The organism is Gilvimarinus gilvus, from assembly GCF_030518155.1.
GTDB classification, from domain to species: Bacteria; Pseudomonadota; Gammaproteobacteria; order Pseudomonadales; family Cellvibrionaceae; genus Gilvimarinus; species Gilvimarinus gilvus.
The window spans coordinates 119,023-141,531 of sequence record NZ_JAULRU010000705.1 but is presented as its reverse complement, the minus strand read 5'-3'; the positions used below and the strand labels follow the sequence as shown (position 1 = coordinate 141,531).

At 51.4% G+C, this 22,509-nt stretch carries 20 protein-coding genes; 7 read left to right on the top strand and 13 right to left on the bottom strand.

Annotated elements, in window-relative coordinates:
• Window positions 1-18 precede the first annotated feature (18 nt).
• Together QWI17_RS18030 and QWI17_RS18025 are read right to left on the bottom strand one after the other, a co-directional pair.
• A complete protein-coding gene (locus tag QWI17_RS18030) occupies window positions 19-630 on the bottom strand; it encodes a redox-active disulfide-containing membrane protein (RefSeq protein WP_302723919.1) in 612 nt (203 codons plus the stop codon).
• Window positions 631-643: 13 nt separating this feature from the next.
• The gene (locus QWI17_RS18025) at window positions 644-1,378 is read right to left on the bottom strand and encodes an SURF1 family protein (protein ID WP_302723918.1); all 735 of its coding nucleotides are present in this window, start codon (window positions 1,376-1,378) and stop codon (window positions 644-646) included.
• Between the two features lie 106 nt (window positions 1,379-1,484).
• Here QWI17_RS18025 and QWI17_RS18020 point away from each other — a divergent pair, with 106 nt between their 5' ends.
• Complete coding sequence (locus QWI17_RS18020) at window positions 1,485-1,712, top strand: DUF2909 domain-containing protein (RefSeq protein WP_302723917.1); 228 nt, start codon at window positions 1,485-1,487, stop codon at window positions 1,710-1,712.
• Between the two features lie 16 nt (window positions 1,713-1,728).
• Here QWI17_RS18020 and QWI17_RS18015 read toward each other — a convergent pair whose 3' ends face one another.
• Genes QWI17_RS18015 through coxB form a run of 4 tightly spaced genes read right to left on the bottom strand, consistent with a single transcriptional unit; the run spans window position 1,729 to window position 6,000 of the window.
• Window positions 1,729-2,643 (bottom strand): cytochrome c oxidase subunit 3, encoded by a 915-nt coding sequence (locus QWI17_RS18015; protein ID WP_302723916.1) that lies wholly within the window; start codon window positions 2,641-2,643, stop codon window positions 1,729-1,731.
• 23 nt (window positions 2,644-2,666) lie between these two features.
• A complete protein-coding gene (locus QWI17_RS18010; RefSeq protein WP_302723915.1) occupies window positions 2,667-3,263 on the bottom strand; it encodes a cytochrome c oxidase assembly protein in 597 nt (198 codons plus the stop codon).
• 33 nt (window positions 3,264-3,296) lie between these two features.
• Window positions 3,297-4,847 carry a cytochrome c oxidase subunit I gene (gene ctaD / locus QWI17_RS18005; protein WP_302723914.1) on the bottom strand — a complete coding sequence of 517 codons (1,551 nt, stop codon included), beginning with the start codon at window positions 4,845-4,847 and terminating at the stop codon, window positions 3,297-3,299.
• A gap of 10 nt (window positions 4,848-4,857) precedes the next feature.
• Window positions 4,858-6,000: a cytochrome c oxidase subunit II gene (gene coxB, locus QWI17_RS18000; RefSeq protein WP_302723913.1), complete on the bottom strand. Its 1,143-nt coding sequence runs from the start codon at window positions 5,998-6,000 to the stop codon at window positions 4,858-4,860.
• Between the two features lie 593 nt (window positions 6,001-6,593).
• Between coxB and QWI17_RS17995 the strand changes: the two genes are divergently transcribed.
• The 3 genes from QWI17_RS17995 (at window position 6,594) to QWI17_RS17985 (ending at window position 10,964) form a co-directional block, all read left to right on the top strand.
• Complete coding sequence (locus QWI17_RS17995; RefSeq protein ID WP_302723912.1) at window positions 6,594-7,934, top strand: MATE family efflux transporter; 1,341 nt, start codon at window positions 6,594-6,596, stop codon at window positions 7,932-7,934.
• A gap of 299 nt (window positions 7,935-8,233) precedes the next feature.
• Entirely contained in the window at window positions 8,234-8,962 is a 729-nt protein-coding gene (locus tag QWI17_RS17990; protein ID WP_302723911.1) for a hypothetical protein, read from the top strand.
• A 151-nt stretch (window positions 8,963-9,113) separates the two neighbouring features.
• On the top strand, window positions 9,114-10,964 hold the full coding sequence (locus tag QWI17_RS17985; RefSeq protein ID WP_302723910.1) for a sensor domain-containing phosphodiesterase: 1,851 nt from the start codon (window positions 9,114-9,116) through the stop codon (window positions 10,962-10,964).
• 15 nt (window positions 10,965-10,979) lie between these two features.
• Here the strand turns inward: QWI17_RS17985 and QWI17_RS17980 are convergent, their stop codons facing one another.
• Window positions 10,980-11,222 carry a YheV family putative zinc ribbon protein gene (locus QWI17_RS17980; protein WP_302723909.1) on the bottom strand — a complete coding sequence of 81 codons (243 nt, stop codon included), beginning with the start codon at window positions 11,220-11,222 and terminating at the stop codon, window positions 10,980-10,982.
• The gene (prlC, locus tag QWI17_RS17975; protein ID WP_302723908.1) at window positions 11,219-13,321 is read right to left on the bottom strand and encodes an oligopeptidase A; all 2,103 of its coding nucleotides are present in this window, start codon (window positions 13,319-13,321) and stop codon (window positions 11,219-11,221) included. The genes QWI17_RS17980 and prlC overlap by 4 nt, the downstream gene beginning before the upstream one ends.
• Window positions 13,322-13,474: 153 nt before the next feature.
• On the opposite strand from prlC, the gene QWI17_RS17970 reads away from it, so the two are divergent.
• Window positions 13,475-14,038: a gamma carbonic anhydrase family protein gene (locus QWI17_RS17970; protein ID WP_302723907.1), complete on the top strand. Its 564-nt coding sequence runs from the start codon at window positions 13,475-13,477 to the stop codon at window positions 14,036-14,038.
• Window positions 14,039-14,064: 26 nt separating this feature from the next.
• On the opposite strand, the gene QWI17_RS17965 is transcribed toward QWI17_RS17970, so the two are convergent.
• The 5 genes from QWI17_RS17965 to QWI17_RS17945 all read right to left on the bottom strand — a co-directional run bounded on the left by QWI17_RS17965 (window position 14,065) and on the right by QWI17_RS17945 (window position 19,836).
• Window positions 14,065-16,470: a putative bifunctional diguanylate cyclase/phosphodiesterase gene (locus QWI17_RS17965; protein ID WP_302723906.1), complete on the bottom strand. Its 2,406-nt coding sequence runs from the start codon at window positions 16,468-16,470 to the stop codon at window positions 14,065-14,067.
• Window positions 16,471-16,630: 160 nt separating this feature from the next.
• The gene (locus tag QWI17_RS17960; RefSeq protein WP_302723905.1) at window positions 16,631-17,482 is read right to left on the bottom strand and encodes an SMP-30/gluconolactonase/LRE family protein; all 852 of its coding nucleotides are present in this window, start codon (window positions 17,480-17,482) and stop codon (window positions 16,631-16,633) included.
• A gap of 147 nt (window positions 17,483-17,629) precedes the next feature.
• Window positions 17,630-18,406, bottom strand: a complete 777-nt coding sequence (locus tag QWI17_RS17955; protein WP_302723904.1) for an SDR family NAD(P)-dependent oxidoreductase — start codon at window positions 18,404-18,406, stop codon at window positions 17,630-17,632.
• Window positions 18,407-18,544: 138 nt separating this feature from the next.
• Window positions 18,545-19,282, bottom strand: coding sequence for a FadR/GntR family transcriptional regulator (locus QWI17_RS17950; protein WP_302723903.1), 738 nt, complete (start codon window positions 19,280-19,282; stop codon window positions 18,545-18,547).
• A 128-nt stretch (window positions 19,283-19,410) separates the two neighbouring features.
• Window positions 19,411-19,836: a secondary thiamine-phosphate synthase enzyme YjbQ gene (locus tag QWI17_RS17945; RefSeq protein ID WP_302723902.1), complete on the bottom strand. Its 426-nt coding sequence runs from the start codon at window positions 19,834-19,836 to the stop codon at window positions 19,411-19,413.
• A gap of 259 nt (window positions 19,837-20,095) precedes the next feature.
• Between QWI17_RS17945 and hpf the strand changes: the two genes are divergently transcribed.
• The gene (gene hpf, locus QWI17_RS17940) at window positions 20,096-20,416 is read left to right on the top strand and encodes a ribosome hibernation-promoting factor, HPF/YfiA family (protein ID WP_302723901.1); all 321 of its coding nucleotides are present in this window, start codon (window positions 20,096-20,098) and stop codon (window positions 20,414-20,416) included.
• 166 nt (window positions 20,417-20,582) lie between these two features.
• The gene (locus tag QWI17_RS17935; RefSeq protein ID WP_302723900.1) at window positions 20,583-22,496 is read left to right on the top strand and encodes an alkaline phosphatase PhoX; all 1,914 of its coding nucleotides are present in this window, start codon (window positions 20,583-20,585) and stop codon (window positions 22,494-22,496) included.
• Window positions 22,497-22,509: the final 13 nt, after the last annotated feature.

Below are 22,509 nucleotides of genomic sequence, written 5' to 3'. Positions count from 1 at the left end.
ATTAACAACTTCTTGTACTTAGTCTTCGTAGGACGTTTTTAACATTTTTTTCATATCTTTGAGCAGCTCACCGCCTTTATCGCCCGGATGATAAGCCAACATTAAAAACCCCTGTTGATCCATCAGAAAGTAACGCCCGGCTTTCGCGGCGTGACCTGCAAAATTTGTCGCAGCCAGCATTTTTTCAACATCCGCCCTATTGGCCCGCATAACGCGCAGTAACGGGTGCTCGGCCGCAATATGTTCGCTCAGTTCGGGCGCAAGGGCGTCGTCAAGTAACAAATAGATTCGTTCTGCCCGGCGTGCCTTGTCATTCAGCCGAATATGCACTTGCCGCGTCAGGTAAAGGTTGTCCATACAGGTGCGGTCGCATTCGGCGTTGCCCGGAATAACGTAGCGCCAGCGCTTATCTTCTGCATCGATATCCCATACGTCTCCGTCCGCTGTTAGCAATTTTAAGTCGCTTAGCCGCTGCGGCGGTTGTACCAGTTCGCCTTTATTCACGGTTCCCGTCGGCATTCCCCAGCCGGTATGATAAATGGTGTAGGCCGCAATCATTGGAAGAGCAACCACCAGCATCAGCAAGAGCGCTTGTATTTGTCCACGTTTTTTATTGGCTTGTGCTGTCATTATACGGCTCACCTCAATGCGTTTTTCGTTGGCGCCACCATGTGGCGATATTGGTGTTGGCAAAAATAGAAAGAATAAACAAAGCGAGCGCCATGGCAAACCATTGCACAGCGTAGCCTGTATGCTTACTGGCACTCATATTGATTGGCTGCCACTCAGTACGCAGGGCGCCGACGCTGGCGGCGTCAATACGGACATAATACTCGGTAACAGTGTGGTCGCCTGCTATCATTTGCTCTGGCACAATTTGAGTTATTATCTTAGGCCAGGCATCGCTGTCGGTTTGAGCACTTAACATTGGATGGTCGGACACAACCGCGACGGAGCCAAACAACATTTGCCTGCCTGCCACTAAGTTAACCACCGGTAGTTCCTCGCGAGTACTCGGTGCCACCACCCATCCGCGGTTCACCAACACTTCCGGGCCTGAGCTTAGAATAAAGGGTTGAACGACCTCATAACCCGGGCGACCGCCTCGCTGACGGTTGTCCACTAACCACAAGCGACTGTTATCAAATTCCCCCTCGGCAATGATACGGGTATAGGGGTCAATTAACGCGCGGCCATTGATGGCCACTGGCGCATTGGATTGACGTTCATTCAGCAGTGTTTCCATTTGCTGTTTTTCGTCAGCTCGATCCAATTGCCATACACCCAATGCAATTAACACAGGGAAAAACAGTGCCGTAAATATCAGTAGCGGGGTGCTGGGAGTCCACTTAAGTGAAGGTGATGATTTGGGTGTCACAGCGTTACCTATTACATCTTCTGCGATCCCGAATTCAGTCTAGGGTGACTAATGCATTCGGCAAGGGTATCCTGCCTCGGGCAACATTTATTTTCAGGATAATACTATGTGGTTGAAAATTATCATTCTTGTTTTGTTTATTGGCGTCGTACTCAGTCTTAGTGCGGGCCTAAACTTTCTGTTACGCGATGTGGGCGTACCTGATTCCAAGCGCACGCTTTACGCGTTAGGTGTTCGTATTGCGCTGGCGGTTTTGATGATGATTTGTGTGGGGTACGGCTTTTACAGTGGAATACTCAATGACAGCGCTCCCTGGGACCAGCACTTACGCTAGCCCCAGGGTTTTGGCCTTAGCCAAATACGTAAACAGCAAAAAATAATCCGACCCAAACCACATCAACAAAGTGCCAGTACCAACTGGCCGCTTCAAATCCAAAGTTATCGTCTGATTTAAAGTGGCCTTTTGTTATCGATCGCAACCACATAACCAGCAGCATCATGGTACCCATGGTGACGTGGGCACCGTGGAAGCCCGTCAGCATAAAGAAGGTCGTACCGTAAATGCCGGACTCGAGCGTCAAGCCAAGCTCGGTATAGGCGTGAATATACTCTTCGGCCTGCAAAATTAGGAAGATGAACCCCAACAACACGGTGACGCCGAGCATTATATTAAACTGCTTGCGTTTGTCGCTTTTAATCGCTGTGTGGGCAAAATGCACCGTCACACTGGACGTAAGCAGAATCACTGTATTCCAGAACGGCAGCCAGCCAAGCAAGCCCGCAAAACCAGGCCAGCTCATATTTTGCTCAGGGCCTTTCACCAAAGCGTCTTCACCATTAACAGCCATATCCGGTGTCGTCATCAACGGCCACTCGGCATTAAAGCCCGGCCACAACAACTCACTGCTCGCACCGCCGTCACCTTCACCGGCCAACCAAGGCACAGCCAAAGTGCGGATATAAAACAGAGCGCCAAAAAACGCAGCAAAGAACATCACCTCAGAGAAGATGAACCATTGCATCCCCATGACATAAGAGCGTTTTAGCTGTGGGCTGTTCATACCCGCCATATTTTCCGATATGACAATACTGAACCAATTCCAAAGTACCGCGGCAAACGTCAAGCCACCGGCAAAAAACAGCCAGGGACCATAAGAATTACCGTTCATCCAATTGGCCGCACCAAATACCGTTAAAAACAGACCAAAGCTTGCCCAGATTGGCAACTTGCTCTGTTCCGGTACGTAGTAGGTTCCTCCACTCATAGTTCTACTCCCCGCGCAAAATGTTATTGTTCTGCGGTTAATGTTATAGGCCCGGTTGCGGCCATGCTTAACAACTCTTCTTCGCTGAAGCGGTCAGTAACATCAAACAAGGTATAACTTAACGTGATTGTTTTGATGTACTTGGGCAAGTCCTGATCGACGATAAAATACATCGGCAGAACTGCGTCATCTCCGGCTAACAGCGCCTGTTGGTTAAAACAAAAACACTCTGTTTTGTGAAAGTAACTGGCCGCCTTGTAAGGTATCAGCGACGGTATGGCCTGGCCGATCATGTCTCTACCCGTGGTATTTTTCACCAGGTAGTTAATTCTCGTCTGCTCGCCCGGATGTACCGTTACGGTTTTAACTTCCGGACCAAACTGCCAGGGCATGCCTTCATTGTTGGTGGCGACAAACTGTACTTTGATTTCGCGGCTGGTATCGACTTTGACATCGACCGCTTGGTACTTTTCACCCGTCTTACCGTTAAGGCCAGTTATTTCACAAAACGCATCGTACAGTGGCGGCATGATAAATATGGCAAACACAAACATGAAGCTGACAACGGCGGTTAACTTTACCGTCAATCGGGCGTTGGGGTTTTCCGGCAACCACTTCATGTCTGTTATCTCTACCGCTTACCTAACCGATGCTTACTTGTACTCCGGTGGCGTTTCAAAGGTGTGGTAAGGCGCCGGTGACGGAACCGTCCACTCCAATCCTTCTGGATTTTCCCACACTTCATCGGTGGCTTTTTTGCCCGACACGATGGTCGCGATGATGTTGTACAGGAACATAACCTGAGCGGCACCAAACAAGAAGGCGCCAACAGAGGAGATCATGTTCCAGTCCGCGAACATCATGTTGTAGTCGGGAATACGACGCGGCATGCCGGCCAGACCCGAGAAGTGCATAGGGAAGAAAGTCACATTCAAGCCAATAAACGCCAACCAAAAATGCATCTTACCCATGGTTTCGTTGTACATGTTGCCGCACCACTTGGGCAGCCAATAGTACACACCCGCCGTAATCGAGAAGATTGCGCCTGGCACCAACACATAGTGGAAATGCGCCACCACAAAGTAGGTGTCGTGATACTGGAAATCCGCCGGGGCGATGGCGAGCATCAAACCGGAGAAGCCACCAATGGTAAACAAAATCACAAAAGCGATGGAAAACAACATGGGCGTTTCAAACGTCATGGCGCCCTTGAACATGGTTGCCACCCAGTTGAATATCTTCACGCCGGTGGGTACCGCAATCAACATGGTCGCCCACATAAAGAAAAGTTCGCCGGCAATGGGCAAGCCCACGGTAAACATGTGGTGCGCCCAAACCACGAAGCTTAAGAACGCAATCGCTGCGGTGGCGTAAACCATTGAGCTGTAACCAAACAGAGGTTTGCGCGCGAAAGTTGGAATAATCGCACTGACAATACCAAAGGCTGGCAGGATCATGATGTACACCTCGGGGTGCCCGAAGAACCAGAATACGTGCTGGAACAATACCGGGTCACCGCCGCCAGCGGCGTCGAAGAAGCTAGTGCCGAAGTGGATGTCCATCAGCATCATGGTGACTACACCCGCGAGAACCGGCATAACGGCAATCAGCAAGAAGGCCGTGATCAACCAAGTCCAGACAAACAGCGGCATCTTCATGTAGGTCATGCCAGGCGCGCGCATGTTCATGATGGTAGCGATAATGTTGATCGCCCCCATAATCGAACTGGCACCCATGATATGCACGGCAAAAATAAAGAAAGTCACCGACGGCGGGGCGTAGGTGGTCGACAGTGGTGCATAGAATGTCCAGCCGAAGTTTGGTGCGCCGCCTTCCATAAACAAAGTGGAAGAGAGCATGGCAAACGCGAACGGCAGAATCCAGAAACTCCAGTTGTTCATCCGCGGCAGGGCCATATCCGGTGCACCGATTTGCATCGGTATCATCCAGTTTGCCAGGCCGACAAAGGCCGGCATGACCGCACCGAACACCATCACCAGGCCGTGCATGGTGGTCATTTGGTTAAAGAAATTAGGTTCTACAATTTGCAGACCGGGCTGGAACAACTCGGCGCGAATCACCAGGGCGAAAATACCGCCCAAAAAGAACATAGCAAAACTAAACCACAAGTACATGCTACCGATGTCTTTATGGTTGGTGGTATACAACCAGCGCGTAATACCTTTTGCGGGACCGTGAGCCATTGTCTACCTCCTATTTGCCCTGTTTATGATTATAAATATCGAGCGGCTGGGCGAGATCGCCCATGTTATTGCCCCAGGCATTGCGCTCGTAGGTTACAACGGCAGCAATGTCGACTTCCGACAATTGCTCACCAAACGCCTGCATAGCGGTACCGGGAACACCATTAACCACAACATCAATGTGATTTTGAATTGGGCCAACAGAAATGCCTTCCTTCAAACTTGGGAAAGCGCCGGGCACCCCTTCACCATTCGCTTGGTGGCAGGCGGCACAGGAACGGTTGTAAACTTCCTCACCCTTGGCGTAGAGCTCATCGAAGGTGAAGGTTTTTTCAGTAAGTTCAGCCAGCGCGGCGGCAGCGGCTTTCTTTTCGTCGAGCCAGGCGCGGTATTCAGCGTCAGATTTGGCCTCTACGACAATAGGCATAAAGCCGTGGTCTTTACCACACAACTCGGCGCACTGGCCGCGGTAAACGCCAGGCTCTTCGATCACCGCCCAGGAATCGTTGGTGAAACCGGGAATGGCATCGCGCTTCACGCCGAAATCGGGTACCCACCAGTTGTGGATCACGTCATTGGCGGTCACGATAAAGCGAATTTTCTTGCCCACTGGCAACACCAGAGGCTCATCCACTTCTAGCAAATAGTTCGGATTCTTTTCCGCGAAGCCGTCGATCTCATCGCGCGGGGTGGAAAGATTACTGAAGAAGCTGACGTCCTCACCGAGTACTTCGTATTTCCAGCGCCACTGGTAACCCGTAATCAGTACGTCCACTTCCGATTCGGAGGTATCGTACAACTCGATCAATGATTTCGAGGCGGGAATACCCATGGCTATGAGGATAGCGAAAGGAATTGCGGTCCAGGTCAGCTCCAGAGCGGTGCTTTCATGGAAATTAGCAGGTTTTACACCCCGGGATTTGCGGTGCACAAACATGCTGAAAAACATGATGCCAAAAACCACCACGCCAATCCCGACACACCACCAAAACATCAGCATGTGCAGGCCGTGGATATCTTGACTGACCGGCGTCACCCCCCGGGTCATATTGAACTTCAACTGCTCAGCTTCTTCTGCTAACACCCAACTGGATGAAAGCATCACCGCGAAACCAAGCAACCAGGCACAAAGGCCACGTGCTGTTTTCAACATTGCCCATCTTCTCCGTTTAGTTTCATTATGCTTATTCTTGCGCAGGCAATTCTCTTGCCCGCGTTATTGTTGTTGCCCCTTTGGGTCGGCGGACATCACGGTAATGTTCACCATCACTCATACAGAGGTATGTATTGCTGAGGCTAACCCCCAGACGCCACTCTAACTCAAAGCAGGTATCGCTTATATGACAAGCCACACGGGTGCTTTGAATCCTGTTTCTACTGATTCAGTCGTTACGGCTAACACTCGATCTTATCAGGCAGCGGATATCGCTTTGCCAAACTCCAAACTTAGCCCAAATCACGGGGCTGTGGTGACAAGCCACCACTCGTTTATTGGGAGTAACTAAACGAGACTCCAAGCGCCTTGTAAGTCACAACAGTACCTACTGAATCAGCATGACAGGGCCTAGCTTATTGGTACCAGCGAAGAAATTCGGGAGGGTACAACGAATAAACTGCGGCAATTTGTCGCAACTACAGCGATTTATCTGGCCATAGCACGGCGCAAAAGTCAATAAATTTATCACTGAGGCCACACTCTGTGAGAAGATACACGGCGTCTCTTAGTTAAACTCCAAAGCCTAATTAATGATGCAAAATCAATCCCTTAGAAAGCGTTGGCGGGTTCGCAGTGCCGGCATTTGGCCTCTGGTTTGGCCGATCATGCTGAGCAATTTATCCGTGCCCTTGCTCGGTGCTGTCGACACGGCCATTCTCGGCCATCTGCCCTCGGCAGCATACCTGGGAGCGGTAGCGGTTGGCAGCAGCGTCATAACCATGGTGTTTTGGTCGTTAGGCTTTCTGCGTATGGGGACCACCAGCTTAGTATCGCGCGCCGTGGGACGTCAGGATTGGGAAGACACCCTGGTGCTCTGGCTGCGCTCAGTTGCTTTGGCGCTCTCACTGGCAGCGGTTTTACTGCTGTGTCGCGGCTGGATCGTGGAGCTTGCGATGAGCTGGATGAAGCCGACCCAGGAGTCATTGACACTCGCTGCCAGCTACAGTGGTATACGATTCTGGAGCGCCCCTGCCACGCTTATCAACTACACCATCATCGGTTGGTTTATTGGTCATCAAGACACGCGCAGTCCGCTGGTGATACTTCTTGTAACCAATGCCCTTAACATCACGCTGGATTTTTTGTTCGTGCTGGGGCTGGGGCTCGCCAGCGACGGCGCCGCTTATGCCAGTGTAGTCGCCGAATACACTGGGCTTGTTTGTGGCTTGTGGATGTTGCGGCGGCGCGTATTGCGGTTGCCGCTCACCCAAACGTGGCGCCAGCGACTGGCACACATGCGCCTTTGGCATGCTTACTTACCGCTATTGCATATCAATCGCCACCTATTCGTTCGAACTGCATGCCTACTCGGAGTGTTTACGTTTTTTACCGCTCAGGGGGCACGGGCAGGCACTAATATCGTAGCCGCTAACGCTATTTTGCTACAGCTTTTGATGCTCACCTCCCACGCTCTCGACGGGTTTGCCCACGCCGCCGAGGCCTTGTGCGGCAAAGCGACGGGCGCGCGCGATCGTCGCGAGTTGTGGCGCGTCATACAGGCCACGACCGTAATGGCTGCGGCAAGCGCACTGCTCATCAGCCTTATTTTTTGGCTGAGTAAAGACCCTTTACTACAACTGTTTACAACGCTACCGACCGTGCTTTCGGAGGCGAACAAACAGTTCCCCTGGGTAATTGCCTTGCCATTGATCGCCGTTTGGGGCTACCAGCTCGATGGTATTTTTATCGGCATGGGCATGACCCGAGCGATGCAGTTCTCCATGGCAGGCTGCATGCTTCTGGTATTTTTCCCGGCGTGGTGGCTGACTACCGACTGGCACAATACCGGGTTGTGGTTTGCTTTCTGCCTGTTTAATTTAACCCGGGGGCTGTCTATGGCCTGGGTACTTAAACGCACTTTAGCCCGCTAGAATGTGGTGGCTATTAAAATACACACAGCATATAAAGCGCCGCTTAAATGGATTAGAGAACTGTGCCGCCCCTGACAACCGGTAAGCACCCATTCACCCTGAAGCGCCTGAAACGAATGAGGGCCAGCTTAAACGATTGAACGTTCACAACGTACTTAGGCAAAAATGATATCGGCCAGTTATGCCTTTTTCTGCCTACCTGGCGATTATTAATGCGTTATTAATCTCTTGGATAACTTGCAATGGCGCATATTTATATTACTTTTTAAACAAACCAAGTATATTTACAAGGCACCTCAATGCATCCACGGGCGAACCCAAATAAAAACCCACCTCTGCGAGTGCCAGACATTCAAATCGAGCGGCCCGCGATGCAAGAACAAATAGGCCAGATTCGCGACATCATCGAAAGCGCCACCGAGCGGCAGGGAGAAACCGCCTCTCTGGTCGAATGTCTGGCACTGCGAGCCCCCCAACTACACAATGCCATCAGCCTGCCCGCCGATTCCGCCCCTCTACTATTGGCAGATTTCGTGGTCCGTTATATTGAGCATGTACCAGACTTTATCGAGGCGATATACGAAATCGCCTGCGACGCCGGACTGATCAAAGAGGTGCAACCGCTGCTCAGTATTGCAACGGACTATTTTCTTAAGCCGCCAGACTTGCTTGCCGAGCACAGCCCGCTGGAATCGCTTCTCGATGAAGCCTACCTTGCTCACCGCTTGCTAGAAGAGATTAACGACCGCTTTATTCAACACTGCGGACAACCATTGGTACCGATGGACACCACGCGCGCTAACCTAATTGCCCACGAGCTGATTGGCGAGCCCTTTGCCAATGAACTCGATCAGGCTGTGCTGTTTTCCGCCGAGCTACTACTGAGCGAATACAGCTTTACCGGCGCCGCGTTTGAGCACTTTTTTGAACGACACAAAAAAAATGGCTGGTCTGTTGAGCTGTCGCGCTGGCCTTGCCTTGCGGCCGACAGAGCGATTTTTCTAAATTTTGACACCAGGCGACGCTAAAGTTACAGCGCCTGCTCATACGCTCTCCATGCCTTACCAGACGACGCTCTAATCCTAATTGTTATTAGACAGATCGCTGGACAGGTGCCATATTGAATTAGGCTTATGTCGAATTAACCGACTACCTCTTTACACTCATTCTGGTCGAGCTATGGATGAAAGCGAGCACTATATCGCGCTCCATAAACAACTGATGGCTTTCAGCCACAGCGAAGGCTTTGTGCGCCTATCCCGCCGCGACAAACTCGATGAGCTATCGGTGTTGTGCTGCGAACTTCTCGATGTACAACGCGCCAGCGTTTGGCAGCTCTCGCACGACCAACTGCGCCTGGATCTTGAAACCCTGTACGACCAAACCACCGGCTCCTCGCACGAGCGTATTCACCTGCTCAACAAAGATCATCCAGAGTATTTCTCGGCGATGTTAAGAGAGCGCATTATTGACGCTTCGGATGCGTACCAAGACCCACGTACCTGCAGTTTTGGCGAGGAATATCTGAAGTCAGCGCAAGTTGCTTCCATGCTTGACGCCCCGGTGTTTGATCACGGCGAAATTTTTGGTGTGCTATGCCTTGAATCCCGACAACAGCGACATTGGAACGTAGCAGAAATCGCATTTGCCTGCTCCGTGGCTGACACAATCAGCTTGATTAACACTTATGAGGCTTGGCAACAAAGCCAGCAAGAATTGGATTACGTTACTCATTTCGACGATCTAACCGGCTTGTCCAATCAATGCTCTTTGCAAAAACGCCTCAGCCATTTAGTGCGCAATACCAAAACCGACGGTGCAAGCGAGCCCTTTGCATTGGTCTGGATTAACATTGATAAACTCAAACAAGTTAACGACGGGCTCGGTCAGGAGGTGGGCGACGAAGTTATTCTTATGGCCGCCAATAAGCTGCGCCAGCTGGTGGTGAAAGGCAAAGATAAGGTGGCGCGCATCGGTGGTAACGAGTTTGCTGTGATTATTCGCAACCCTTCCAGTCGCAACAACTTAGAGCGGACGATTGAAGAGTTCCTCGATCAATTGCTGAAACCACTGCACTTACCTGCGGTAAGCATTCCCATTACCTTGAGTTCGGGTGTTTGTATTTTTCCGGAAGATGGTCGCGAATACTCTACACTGATGCGTCACGCCGAAGCCGCGATGTACCAGGCAAAAGAAATTGGCCCCAACAGTGTCCAATTTTTCAATGCCAGAATTTCTCAACAAGCACGAGCCAAATTCACACTCGAGCGCGAACTTAGACGCGCTCTGGACCTGCAGGCGCTGGACGTTTTTTATCAACCAATTGTCAGCAATAACGGCTATCACCTAGTCGGTGTAGAGGCCTTAGTGCGGTGGCAACATCCGGACAAAGGCCTACTGACGCCTGCCGATTTCTTGCCCCTGGCGAAAAGTTCCAACCTAATCTATCAGCTAGATGCCAACGTCATACAACGCGTGTGTCGCGACATAAAAGACCTCGAACAGCATGGCATTAAAATGCCCAAAGTCTCTATTAATTTGAGTGCCGAACAAGTCCGCCATCCAGATCTACCTTGCCATATTGCCCGCTGGCTTGACGAAAATCATATAAGCGGAGAACAACTAGAGTTCGAAGTCATTGAAGATATCGTACAGCATGACTCGCAACAGTTAATGCGCTCATTGCAAGCGCTCGTGAGTCTCGGTCCAACATTAGCTATTGACGATTTTGGCACGGGTTACTCTTCACTGTCTCGCCTCAAGCATCTGCCCTTTAACAAGCTTAAGATTGACCGTTCTTTTGTAAGAGATTTACCCGGCAACTTACAAGATTGCGCCATAGTCCAATCGATCGTTGCTTTGGCCAAAGGCTTAAGTATGGAGGTGGTCGTCGAGGGAATTGAAACCGAAGAACAGCGCGACTGGATCAGCCGGCAAAATATTGATTACTTACAGGGTTACTTTGTTGGTTATCCCATGCCCCTAGAGCGTTTGCGAGAGTCCTTTCTCAGCAACGCTGCTAGTGCGTAGAACTCACGTCCGGTTTCATTTTTTAGGCATTTTTACGATATTGACTACCTGAGTCGGCACCGCCTCTTGCGCTGCATTTACCCGAGTTTCGAGCTCCCGGGCGTTTGCCGCAAAATGCATTTCATCCTCAAACCCACAGGCAACACATTCTCGAAAGTCCCTGCCGTTTTTAGAATAAACTTTAATTCGGTCAAGAGCTTCACACCTAGGGCAAATGGCGCCAGCTAAAAATCGTGGCGTTTCACTGTAGCTGCTCATGATGCCTCCGCAATCAAACCACTGTGCTTGAGCAGTGGCTCAATCGCCGGTTCGCGACCGCGAAAGCGCATAAACAATTGCATCGGTTCGTCCGAGCCGCCCTTTTCCAGAATTTCCTTAAGAAACCGCCGCCCCGTTTTACTGTTAAAAATACCTTCTTCCTCAAATGCCGAGAAGGCGTCTGCAGACAGTACTTCGGCCCATTTATAACTGTAGTATCCCGCGGCGTAGCCGCCGGCAAAAATGTGACTGAAGCCATTTTCAAAACGATTGAAAGCAGGCTGAGGAATAACTGACACGCGACGCCTAACATCGTCCAGTACAACAGCCGCGGGAATGGGATTGGCCGGGTTATATTCAGCATGTAAGCGAAAATCAAACAGCGAGAACTCAAGCTGTCTCATCATTTGCATTCCCGATTGAAAATTCTTTGCCGCTAGCATTTTATCAAGTAGGGCTTCAGGTAACGCCTCGCCACTTTCATAGTGGCCAGAAATCATGGTGACGACTTCTTTTTGCCAACACCAATTCTCCAGAAACTGGCTGGGTAACTCCACCGCATCCCAGGCAACACCGTTAATACCGCTAACGGCCGCTACATCAATGGCCGTCAACATATGGTGTAAGCCATGTCCAAACTCATGGAATAAAGTGGTGACCTCATCGTGCGTTAGCAGCGACGGAGTTGTACCCACAGGCGGCGTAAAATTGCAGGTTAAAAAAGCCACCGGCAATTGCATACCGGATTCAGTCTGCCGCCGCACGCGGCAATCTGCCATCCATGCGCCGCCGCGTTTGTGCTCGCGGGCGAACAGGTCTAAGTAAAAACTCGCCAGCTGTTTGCCGTCGCGATAGATTTGATAAAAACGCACGTCCGGATGCCACGAATCAAAAGCCGCAACCGGCAAGATCTCAATATCGAAAAGCTTCGATACAACCTCGAACATACCGCCAATCACTTTTTCGGCGGGAAAATAGGGCCGCAGCTCTTCCTGAGAAATATCGTATTTTTGCTTGCGCAATTTCTCACTGTAGTAGGTCAAATCCCACGCTTGTAGATCTTCACAGCCTTGCTCAGCCGCAAATTCTCGCAGCTCTGCCACATCTTGTAGTGCCTGCGGGCGCGACTTCTGCGCCAGCTCTTCTAAGAAATTTAAAACCTGCGCCGTGCTGTTGGCCATTTTTGTCGCCAATGAGCGTTCAGCGTAGTTACTAAAACCTAATAGCCCGGCCTGTTCGTGACGCAATTTAAGAGTCTCGGCAATCAGCGGCGTATTATCCCACTGCGCCGCGCTCGAACCATCGGCCTTAGTACCGTCGGCACAGGCACGGGTAACAAAAGCTCGGTACATTTTTTCCCGCAATGAGCGGTCATCTGCGTACATCATCACAGCCAAATAAGACGGAAAGTCGAGGGTAACGACATACCCGGAAAGCGGATTGCCATCCTCGTCTTTTTTATGTTCAGCGGCCTGCACGGCCTGCGCAAGAGCAGACTCCGGCAAACCAGCCAGCGCCGAATCGGACTCAAAGTGAAGATACCAGGCTCCTGTGGCATCGAGCACATTGTTGGAAAATTGTGTCGACAGCTCGGATAAGTGCCGGGAAATATCGCCAAATCGCTGTTTGGCCTCACCGTCGAGCGCCACCCCACCCAGTACGAAATCGCGCAGTGCATTATCCACGACCTTTTTCTGCGCAGCCTCTAAAGCCGTGTATTGCTCACTTTGCGCCAGGGCCTTGTAAGCTCGATACAGATCACGGTTTTGTGAGACTTCCGTATTGTACTCGGTCAGAAGTGCGATACTGGTATTGTAAGCATCGCGCAGCTCTGGGGTATTGGCCACTGCATTGAGGTGACTCACGGGTGAGAAAGCGCGCTCCAGGCGATCGTCTTCGGCCTCCAGGGGCTCCACCAAATTTTCCCAAGTGGGCAGCAGATTACCCTCGGCAAATTGCTCTAACAACTTTTGCAGATGAGTTCGACCCTGCTCAATCAATTGCTCTACCGCGGGCACAATATGATCGGGTTTTATTTTGCTAAATTCTGGCAAGGGTTGTTCACTTAGCAATGGGTTGTGCGCATTTTCTTGCGTCATTCTTCCTCCGGGGATACGGTGCACCACATACAAGCCGTGCACCTGAAACTGGGTTCTGCCTACAACAGCCGGTCAGCGTATTAAGCGTCGGCTGAGGTGATTAATTTCCCTACAATATGGCGTATGATACACCGCTTAGCAAAGGTACCTACTATGAATCGCACTTCAACCGCAGGCAACACCCGCACCTTTAAGGGCCACCTACCCAAACTGGCCGCCCGGGTATACGTCGACCCCAGGGCCTTGGTCATTGGCGATGTCGAGATTGGTGAAGACTCCTCAGTTTGGCCGTTTGCGGTCGCCCGCGGCGATATGCACTCTATACGTATAGGCGAGCGCACCAGTATTCAAGACAACACGGTGCTGCATATCACCCATGCAGGCCCTTTTAATCCCGACGGCTACCCGCTGAGCATTGGCTCCGACGTCACCGTGGGCCACAGTGCTTGCCTGCACGGCTGTACGATTGGCAACAGGGTATTGGTAGGAATTGGCGCGACCATACTGGACGGGGCCGTGGTTGAGGACGAGGTCGTCATCGGTGCCGGAACTCTGGTGCCGCCCGGCAAACGTCTGGCGTCGGGTTTTGTTTATATGGGCTCACCCTGCAAACAGGTAAGACCACTGAGTGATAAAGAGCGCGACTTTTTCCGCTATTCAGCTAAGAATTATGTGGACCTGAAAGATCAATATCTGGCGGAGCTAAACGGGGACTAAGCTTAACCTCGCCCACTGGCAACCAATTAGTACGCAGGCGGCTTAGGCAAATAGTTCTGCGAAAAGACTTCAGGCTGCAGTGGTTTGTCGAACAAATAGCCTTGAATCAGGATATCGTCATACTGAGATAACCACTGAGCCTGAGCATCGGTCTCTACGCCCTCTGCTACGATCAACAGATTCATATTTCGCGCGATGGCAATAATAGAAGCCACCATGGCGGCATCCTGAGGGTCGATAGTAATGTCATCGATAAATGATTTATCAATCTTAACTTTGTTGACGGGTAGACGCTTTAGATAACTCAGCGAACTATAGCCGGTACCGAAATCGTCCAGAGCAAAGGTGATGCCCTCATTTTGCAACTTGCGCATTTTATCAACCACTTCGTCGAGGTTGTGCAAGGCCGCTCCCTCAGTTATCTCAAACTCCAGACAACTACCGGGCAACTTGTATTTTTGCAAAACGGACAAACACTTACCGACAAAATCGGCATCGTATATTTGACGCTCGCTGATGTTAACCGCAATACGCATTTCCGGCGGGAAGCGCCCCTGCTCTTTATGGGAGCGAATAAACTGACAGACATCGTCCAGCAACTGCATTCCCACCGGATTGATCATTTCCGAGTTTTCCAGGAATCCTATGAATTCATAGGGCGAAACGACGCCGCGCATGGGGTGGTTCCAGCGAATCAATGCCTCGGCACCGACCAAAGAGCGCGCGTGTAAATCAATGAGCGGCTGCAAATGGAAGGTAAAACGATGCTCTTGATACGACGAGCGAATGTCCGATTCCAGTTGCAATAAACGATTCACCTCGGCGGCCATTTTCGGTTCAAACACCTGCAGCGAGCCGTGTGCGCGCCGTTTGGCCTCATTGAGTGCGGTATCGGCTTGAGATAACAGCGATTCAACGGTGGAGTCATTCACAGGATAGAGCGCTATGCCGACCGTTGCCTGCACGGCGAAGTCCTGGTTGGCTAGCGTGACCGGCTGATTAATCGTCTGTAGAAAACGCTCTGCAACATGCTCCGCACGCAACCTTACTTGCTCAAGATTGCTGCCAATTTCCGGCATACTTAAAATAAACTCATCACCGCCGAGGCGGGCCAAGGTTTCCGGCTCGCGAACACGCATTGCCATACGCTGCGAAAGGCGCAGTAATAACTCGTCCCCGAGCGAATGCCCCATAGTATCGTTAATGCGCTTAAAGTCGTTAAGGTCAATCAACAGCAAAGCGCCATAAGTGTTGCTGGATTTGCAGCGATGAATGTCCTCCTGCAATTGCTCCAGAATCTTGTTGCGGTTGGCCAGCCCCGTCAACGTATCGCAATAAGCGAGATACTCTACCCGCTCTTCTGCCTCGACCAATTCGGTAATATTGTTGAGCACCACAATAACGCGAGTAACATGCTCGGAGACGAAGGGTACCAGTGACATTTGCATCACATGGCTCTCGTTGTGAATACCACTGAAGTGTTGCTGGCGATTAAAAACCGGCGATTGCTTCTTACAGACGCGCTGTATGAGCGAGCGAATTTGGCTCGACTCTTTAATGTTGCAAGATTCCAGAAGAGCATAGTAATTATCTATGTTATCGGTGCCAAAATAGCGCTTAAACGCCTGATTAAAAAACAACATATTACCGTCGAAGTCGACCGCGAAAACCTGGTTAGGGCTGGCGTCGAGAATCAGGCTCAACTGCTGCTGTTGATGTTGGAGCTCGGCGTGCTTCTCGTTGAAGTTACTGAGTAGCCGGTTTGCCGAGTTGACGATATAGCCCAGCTCATCGTGTTCGTGCTTGCGCAGGTGGGCAATATCACGCACCGGTACCTGGGCGTGATCCAAAGCGGCAAAGCGCGTGGCCAGATTCACCAGCGGCCGGGTTAGCAAAAAGTGATAGACCATCACCAATACCAAAGCAATGCCGATATTGCGCGCAGTACCGGTTAGCAAAACGCGCCAGGCGCGGTGATAGAAGGGGTTGAGAGCGCGATCTTTGTTAAGCTCTAAGCTCAGGGTACCGACAACCAAATCGCCGTTAGAAACAAGCGAGTAGTCAAAGGTCTCCTTTTCACCGACCAGCAGCCGGGTTAACCATAAAGTCTGACTCGGATTAACGTTTTGGCGGTACTGCGCCATCAACTGGTTTTGATCGTCAAAGATAGCGATATGGCTGAGAAACCGGTACTCCGCTAAGCCCTGCACCACCTGCTCGGCAAGACTTTCATCGAGTAAAAACACCGCCCTTTGAGCCGACGTTCGACTGACCCGGCTAATTTCATCGACATTGCTGAGAATTTCCCGATACTGGGTACGAAAGTCCAAATAAACCTGCAAGCTTGCAACCAATACCCCCAAAACAACAACAACAACAAAGCTGGTACGCGCCAGTTTGTAGGATAGTCGCTGAAATAAGTCTATGGTCATAAGTTACGCTGGACTTTTAATGGTCATACTGCTCTCAACTGAAGATCACATTTAACTGGGATAGTTGGAACCACGGTTTACCAACCTTCCGTGTTGATACCAATGCTGAGCTAAGTCCATTATTTACAGCTTCCAACAATGACAGAACTCATGCTTATACTCAAGAGGTATAAAAATCACAGGGCCGCCCCCGATAAGTGGTGCGAAAAACGAACACATTGCCGGCTCGAGGCTCCCGTTGGCGCTGCTCTGGGGTCATATGTTCCCAGGCACTGGTGACCAAAAGGTGATCAAACTGATCGCCGCCAAACGCCACACAAGTGGGCTGGGTTATCGGCAATGCCAACCTGTCCAACACTGCACCGCTATGGTCGTAAGCGACCACACAAGAGCCACCCCAGTGAGCGCTCCATAGATTGTCAGCCGCATCTATAACGGCGCCATCCGGATAGCTATTAACCGGCGTCTCAACCAGCAGCTCGCCCGCCTCTACGCCTGCGGCTCGCATTTTAAATCGACGAATAAGCCGCGATGGTGAGTCGGCGTGATGAAGATAGCCGCCATCGGTCGACCAGCACAAACCATTTGCAATCGTTAAACCCTGTAAAATGGACTGTAGTGATCCATCAAATCGATACAGTTGCGACTCGCCCGGCGCGCTGGGTGACATAGTACCCGCCCAAAAAGCGCCATCGGGACCAACACGCCCGTCATTGAAGCGCTCCGCACCACCCAGGTCTGGCTGCGCCAACCACTCAACGGCGCCTGTTGCCGGCCAAAAATACGCGATACCTGAGGCGAAGCTAACAATGAATTTTCCCGCCACTGAGGTAAAACCAAAGGCCGTAACTGGCTCGGGGGTTGGGTACCACTGCTGTGCATCCCCGAACAGGTTTGCACTGTACAACCGGCAGCCCAGAATATCTGCCCACCACATGCGGCGCTGTACGGGGTGCCACAAAATAGCTTCGCCCAGCTCGCATCCACAGGGAATTTCAGCAACTAATTGCACATGACCTCCGCTTAAGTGTAGCGGCTTTGGGGGAAATATGTGATTGACAGAAGTTTGATGAGATTCATCTATAAATTACGAAATTATTATTCTAGTGATATCGGCTTTGTTAGCGACAACTGTTAAGCAATGGCGAACAACAGAATCTTACAGTCGGCCGCCATCCACCACAAACTGCTGACCGGTAATCATGTTCGCATCATCGGAGGCCAGAAACAAAGCCATATTGGCAACATCTTGCGGCATCAACCGACGCTTGAGACGCACATGCTCCATCCACTCTGCCTCGCTTTCTGGCGTCAGGAATTTTTCCAGCTGTTTATCCGTTACCACCCAGCCGGGAATAATGGCATTTACACGCACATTATCCGGAGCAAAATCAGAGGCGAGCGCCCGGGTTAAGCCCAGCAACCCGGCTTTAGCCGTAGCGTAACTTGGCATTTGTGCGGGCCCGAGTATGGCATTGATGGAACTGAAGTTAATGATCGAGCCACCGCCTATGTCTACCATATCCGGCACAATAGCACGAGTCGTGAAAAACGCTGCATCGAGGTTAACCGCCAGCGAGCTGTGCCAATTTTCGTCGGAAAGCGCGCGCGGATCACAGCGCTTATCGTTGGCCACATTATTAATCAGTACGCTAAAGGCGCCCGTCTTCGCTTTGAGCGACTCAATCGCTGTTCTCAACGCCGGCACATCGGTGACATCGCAGGGGGCAAAAAACACCGAATGCGGATACTGCTGACTCAGCGTCTGACACAGCAAGTCTCCCTCTTCAGCAGCGATATCGACAAACCCAACACGACAGCCCTGATACAAGAACGCCTCCACCATGCAGGCGCCAATACCCGTGGCACCGCCGGTAATAAATACCGACTTATTGCGCAAGCTGGGATACTGGGTTCGCTCAGGGGTTTGTGTCATGCCACACCTCTAGTCACCGAAACGGTAAAATCACTGAAACGGTGCAGAGTATATCGCCTTCTGCAGTCAATTTCTGCGGAAAATACACAGAATATCGTTGTCGACTCTCGCTCGGGATTGTATGCGGCGGGTATAGCTTCAACTGGCCTGGGCAATTACCCCGGTTTTTTGCGGTGAATTAGACTCGCTGATTAACCCCAAGGCCTCGCTCAACAGCTCACGCATAGCTGCTCCCGCCGCCTCTGAGTTACCTTCACAAATGGCATCGTAGATACGCTTGTGATCTCGGTAGCTACCCGCCGAGATTCCTTTGAGTTGGTTGGTACAACTGATACTGGCCTGCAAAGCCGTCTGGATGAAACTGGTCAGCTGAATATAGAAGCGGTTGCCGCTAGCGAGCAATACAGCTGTATGAAATTCTATGTCTGCCGCCAGTGGATCATCCAGCCCATCGCCGGCTCGCTTGAGCCGCTCCAGTCCTCGCTCAATTGCGCCTATTTCCGCCGCATTTTGCCTGGAGGCGGCCAACATGGCAGCCTCTGGCTCGACGCCGCTACGCAACTCAGTAAACTCTTGCAGCAGGGATAGCGAAGGCCGCCCCTGAAGTATCCAATTGAGCACGTCACTGTCAAACACATTCCAACAGGCCGTCGGCTGAACGCGTATGCCCTGGCGAGGCCTGGAGTTGATCAAACCTTTTGCCGTCAGCATTTTAACGGCTTCACGAATAACACTGCGACTAATTTGAAAGTGCGCGCTCAACTGCGCTTCTGTGGGAAAAACATCCACGCCCGAATATTTACCCTGGACGATGGACAACCCAAGCTCGTAGACCACTTGTTGGGTTAGATTACGGCTGCCTTCGAAATTATTCATCACGAATCCATGTATTTATTGTAGGTGGGGCTGGAATTGGAATCTCAGCCTCTCAGCACGATGTTACCGCAATCATTGGCAATATTCTGCCTATATATGATAAAAATGTAACCGTTTATAGAAAGTTTCTAATTAGCCTCTCCATTTATGGTAACGACTAACTGACGACTGCCGGCTCGGTTGCGGTGTTCGCACAAATATATACCCTGCCAAATACCGAGATTAAAACGACCGGAAGAGATAGGCAGCATCACGCTAGCCCCCAAAATACAGCTTTTAATATGAGCGGGCATGTCATCATCGCCTTCGTAATCATGCTCATAATAGGGCGCACGCTCTGGCACAAACTTGTTGAAATGTCGCTCCAGGTCGCCTCGCACCGTCGGATCGGCGTTTTCGTTAATTGTCAGGCTGGCAGACGTATGTTTTATAAACACTTGCACCCAGCCCACCCCTATCGAGCTCAAATCCGAAATCTGACGCTCGATTTCATCCGTTACCAGGTGAAACCCCCGAGGCTTGGGCGCCAGCGAAATCTCAGTTTGTATCCACATATGCAAGTCCTTCCCTCATTCACTCGCCCCTCAGGGCACGGTTTAAACAGCTATTATTGCTTGCCGACAGGCATTTCTGACACTAGTGTTGTCGTTGATATAGCCCTGTCAAATTGACGAATATTACAATTCTGTCAAATTTAATCAGTAAAAGGCTTGAATTTTTTCTAAATCGGGCTCATGTTTAAAGCGTGGCCCGGCAAAAAATCGTCCGGACCTGACAGCCACTTATCAGAGGTAAAAGGAAGGAATATACCCTATGCAAATCAATCTTTCCGGTCATCACGTTACTATTACCGACGCAATCAAAGACAATGTAGAAGCAAAATTAGGCAAGGTCGCCAGTCACTTCCCACAGCTCGATTTAGCCAATGTCACCCTTACCGTAGAGCGCGCTGCGCAGAGTGTTGAAGTTACCACTCAATACCTCGGAGCCCCCGTCGCCGTGCAAGCATCACATCAAGATATGTACAGCGCGATCGCTCAAGCGGCGAAAAAACTCGAAGCCGCCCTGGCTCACCGCAAAGGCGCGGTCAAAGGCCATCGGCACGACAAACCTACCATCGCCGAAGCCTCCTAAAGCTCTGATTTGTCTCTGGCTTTACGCCCGGCGCGCGAGCGCCGGGTGAAGACGTCTTTTAAATTTCACTAAACCTTCACCTTCGTACTATTTAACCGTCATTTTCACTTCTTATAGTTGCCGGCGTTCAACAACCGATTAGCCAAAGCAACATCAGGAGATAAGAATGACATTTGAATTGAATGCGAAGGGCCGTTTGCTAATGGCCATACTCAGCGCGATGGCACTGTCCGCCTGCGATGGTGATGATGGTAAAGATGGCGCACAAGGACCTCAGGGCGAGCAAGGGCCACAAGGCGAACAGGGTCCGGCCGGCGAAGCTGGTGCAGACGGCGCGGATGGCGAAAGCACCACAGACGGTGACAGCAGTACCGCTGGCCTAATGACTCCGGGCTTGACCCGCCTGGCAACCGTGCCTGCAGGCGCTGAGGTCACCGGTGCTTACGTTACCGAAAACGGCGACCTTTTCTTCAACGCTCAACACCCAAGCGACGCCAACGCAGCCGTGGACAGCGAAGGCAAAACCTTCCACACCGGCACGGTAGGCGTAGTTGCCGGTGTTAATATTAACAACCTGCCTAAAAATCTAGTCTCAGTAGGCGTTCCTCAGAGCCAGCAAGAACGCGAAACCATTCAAGTGGCCTATGGTGAATATCAAGTGCTAGCACAAACTATGGATACCTTTGGCGGTGCCCTACCCGAAGGCATTGGTAGCGTGATGGCCACCGACGGCAGCACCCAGGTCGTCTCCAGTGATATGCCGGACTTTAACGCTTACATCCCTACTGGTGACAACGAAGGTTATCTGTTCACCAACTGGGAATCGATTCCCGGCGGCATGAGTCGCATCAAACTGAACAAAAACACCAATACCGGGTACTGGTCTGTAGACAGCAACGATGTTCAAATGCTGGACTTTGGCACTTACGGCACCATCGCCAACTGCTTCGGTTCAGTATCACCCTGGGGCACGCCGCTGACCTCAGAAGAGTGGGGCAATCAGGGGGATGACACCCAAGAGTGGAACGACCCCTCGATGCAGACCGCACGCGACATGCTGGCGATGTACATTGACCCCACCGCCACCGATGCCGATGGTGCCGCCAGTTTCCCCAACACCTATCGCTATCACTATATTGTGGAAATCACCGAGCCCACCAGCGACAATCCGGTGCCGGTTAAGCACTACTCCATGGGACGTTTCGAGCATGAAAACTCCATCGTTATGCCCGACTCAAAAACCGTGTACCTGTCACAAGACGATACCAATGGTGTTTTTTATAAGTTTGTTGCCGACACCGCCGGCGACTTGTCCTCGGGTACTTTGTATGGCGCCAAGCTGACCCAGGATGCCGGCAGCTTTGAACCACTGACCACCGGTTTTGATATCGAATGGATCGAGCTGGCCCACAGCGACAACACCACTATTGACGGTTGGATTGCCGACTTCGATGACATCACCACCGCTGATTTTGTGGAAGGCCAGAGCAACTACCTGACCGATGCCGACGCCGAAGCCTGGGCCGCCGGTGAGACCAACTACCCGAGCGTTGCCAACGGCGGCGGCAGCACCACCGCCGGTATGCCAATGGATGATCGCATCGCCTTTTTGGAGTCGCGCAAAGCGGCGCGCGCCAAAGGCGCTACTGCTGAGTGGCGCAAGTTCGAAGGTATTTACGTTAACCACAAGCGCGCCGAAGAAGCGGTTGAAGGCACTGACCTGATCGAAGGCGAAGAAGTGAACCAGGCCTATGTCTACTTCGCCATTGCCGATATGGATAACGGCATGGTGGACGACGAGGGCGATATCCAACTGACCCCACGAGTCAAAGACTGCGGTGGCGTTTACCGTATGCCACTGATGACCGGTGCCGATGCCTATGACGTTAGTCGCATCGAACCCGTCGTAATGGGTTCTACCTACCGCTCTACTCTGGACGGCGCCGAGCGTTGTGATGTGAATGCCCTGTCGCAGCCGGACAATGTGATCGTATTGGAGGATGGCCGTATCGTAATCGGTGAAGATGGCTTCCAGGAAAATAACACCCTGTGGTTGTACGACCCATCCGTTAACGACTAGTCGACACCGACCC